3 protein-coding genes are annotated in these 2,941 nt (G+C 33.8%); all 3 read right to left on the reverse strand.

The window, feature by feature from the left end:
* Positions 1–140 precede the first annotated feature (140 nt).
* Complete coding sequence (locus tag Q0138_RS04025; RefSeq protein WP_297981254.1) at positions 141–275, reverse strand: hypothetical protein; 135 nt, start codon at positions 273–275, stop codon at positions 141–143.
* Between the two features lie 260 nt (positions 276–535).
* On the reverse strand, positions 536–2,584 hold the full coding sequence (locus Q0138_RS04030) for an MFS transporter (protein ID WP_297981257.1): 2,049 nt from the start codon (positions 2,582–2,584) through the stop codon (positions 536–538).
* The coding region (locus tag Q0138_RS04035; protein ID WP_297981260.1) for a DUF5716 family protein at positions 2,584–2,941 on the reverse strand (358 nt) is incomplete at its 5' end. The genes Q0138_RS04035 and Q0138_RS04030, both read right to left, overlap by 1 nt.

Genomic DNA, 2,941 nt, shown 5'->3' on the forward strand with positions numbered 1-2,941 from the left:
AAAAAGAATTAAAAAGAGAATTAAAAAAAAGAATTAAAAAAAAGAATTAAAAAGAGAATTAAAAAAAAGAATTAAAAAAAAGAATTAAAAAGAATTAAAAAGAATTAAAAAAAAGAATTAAAAAAAAGAATTAAAAAGAATTAATAACCGTATTCTTGGTCAGCTAAATCTAAATCGTCTGGATTTCTAATCATATGCCCACATTCATGACATTTATAGGTATTGTAATTAATTTCTTCAATAGCTTCTGAACCGCATCTTGGACATCTGGCCACGTTTACACCTCCTTACTAATTTTAATTCACACTATCACTTATAAAGATTACTTTTTTAAATCCTAAAATTAAAAAACATTAATCCATAGGCTAAAAGAATCCTTAAATTAAAAAACATTAATCCATAGGCTAAAAGAATCCTAAAATTAAAAAACATTAATCCATAGGCTAAAAGAATCCTAAAATTAAAAAAATCCTTAAATTAATAAAAACATAATAATTGAATAATAAATAAGAAGAATATAATTAAAAATCATATTCTAATTAGGTCTTTTAGTATTAAACTCGTCCTTGGATCTTATTCCAACCAATGAAGCAAATATTGCTAAAAGACATGCTACTGTACAAATTCCACAAATTATTTGAGAACTTTGAACTACCATAGCAGCATACTGATGAGAAATCTCTAAATTACCCATAATCCAAGCAAATACAAGAGTTAGCAATCCTAAACTCATGGTTTGACCAATTGTCCTCATGGTAGCTTGGGAAGCGGATGCTGTTGGAGCGTCCTTTGGAGGAACTGAACTCATGATTGCATTCATGTTCGGACTTGAGAATAATCCCATACCTAGCCCCTGCAATATCATTGCAATAACTACCATATAAACCGGAGTGTCTCCATTCAGGAATGTTAAAATCAAAAGGGCAATTGTTGCAATTCCCATTCCAAGAGCTGCCAATTTCTGCGGATGAATCCTATCAGAGAGTTTGCCTGAATTAGGAGCCATGATTGCCATGATAATTGGAGTGATAATCAATATTAATCCAGACATTTGAGCGTCCCAACCTCTTACATACTGGAAATGATAATTCAGAATTGTGGTAACAACCATTACAGCAATATAACTACATAAAGCAGCAATATTGGATGATGTGAACTTAGCATTTCTAAATAGATTCATATTGAATACAGGTGAAGTCTGTCTTAACTCATAAAGGCCGAAAATTACAAGTAAAATCAATCCGCCAATGGTTAATATTAATCCATTTGTAGTAGTTAATGTTGTAAATCCATAAATAAATGCCAATATGCCTATACCATATAAAACAGACCCTATAGTGTCAATCTTATCATGTTCATAGGTTTTCCACTCGCCGTCAATTTTCCAAAACATAAGGATTATACATAAAACAAGGAATGGAATTACAAAGTAAAACATACTTCTCCAACCTAGATTATGTACCAAAAATCCGCAAACAACTGGAGAAAGTGAAGTTGCAAGATAAACACCAGTTACAGTAAATCCTAAAGCCTTACCCCTATTTTGAGGCTTGACAGCCTGTACAACCATTGCCATTGCAGACACATTTAAAAATGCAACTCCTGCACCTTGAAGTACACGGAAGATTAAAAAAGATTCTGTTGAAAAGGACAAACATGCTCCGATTGAAGCAATTAAATAAAGAATCACTCCACCAAGCAATGACTTTTTAACACCAAATTTACCTGACACTTGTCCGGCTGGAACTGTAAATACAGCTACAACCAGGAAAAATATTGTAGGAACCCAGTTTTGAATAACATTATTTATTGTCTCTTTTGCTGCATCATTGGTCTCGCCATAAAGTAAATCATTAACAGAACTATCAAATCCAACAATGTCATCTCTGACTGTTGCCCTGGAAACTATTTGCAAGATCTCCTCCACATCATTTTTTGAAACCTGATATTTAGATACATATTCATCAAAAGCGAATTTGTCCTTGGCACATCTGGCGGCATATAAAAGGTGATAAAGGGTCTGCTTATTTTGATTTCTCTTATAGCCCTCATCAAAGCATTTGCATGCTTCCTCAAAGAAAAATAGCTTGGCAAATGCACAGCCTAAATTGTGATATACATCTCCCTCGACTGTACGAGGCATGTTTTTGGCAACCTCTTCTGATAATATGGTCTCGTATTCATAAATAGCATCTACAAGCTTACCAGTTGACATTAGCTTGTCTGCTCTTAGCTTTTTTCTTTCAGACTCAGATTTGTTCTCAAAGGTAGAAATAATAGCAAGAGCATCCTTTATTTCTTTATTAGATGCATATCCATTTGCGTTGAGAATGTGCCCCATAAAAATGTGAAGGGGAGAATTATTCTGAACCATTGATAAAAGCTCATTTGCAAGCTTTGGCATTCGAAGTTCTCTTCCAATCCAGTTACATAGCTCAGAATTCATAAGCTTTGTTGAAAGCAAATAAACGTTGTTAAGTATGTAATAGCTGAGTTCCTCTAAGGAATATACATTCAAAGAAATCTCTTCTATGTAGTATGGAGATGCCGCAATAGTGTTTGCACAATAAATTAAAGTACTCATTAAACCCCTTTCAAGGAGATAGTATGCTCCCAACTCTTTCCTGAAGAAGGTGATATTTCTCCAAATCCTAAATCCGTAATTACAATAGAAACTGCTACATCCGATACAGGACTCGCTTCGATTCTGAGTCTGGTAGTGCGATTTTCACGTTTTGGAATATCGGATAGCTCCAATACCTCTGTATGTGCCTCTCTTGATTCAGGACGCTGAATATAAAATTCTAATTCAGGCTCTCCATCAAGAATCACCTCACACTCTCCTTTAGCATCATACCAGCTTTCACCAGCATCTATAAGAGTGAGAAATTTCATTACATTATTCTCGAGAATCTTTATGGATAGGTTGAGCTTTAAATCA

Source organism: uncultured Methanobrevibacter sp., assembly GCF_937906425.1.
Classification (GTDB): domain Archaea; phylum Methanobacteriota; class Methanobacteria; order Methanobacteriales; family Methanobacteriaceae; genus Methanobrevibacter.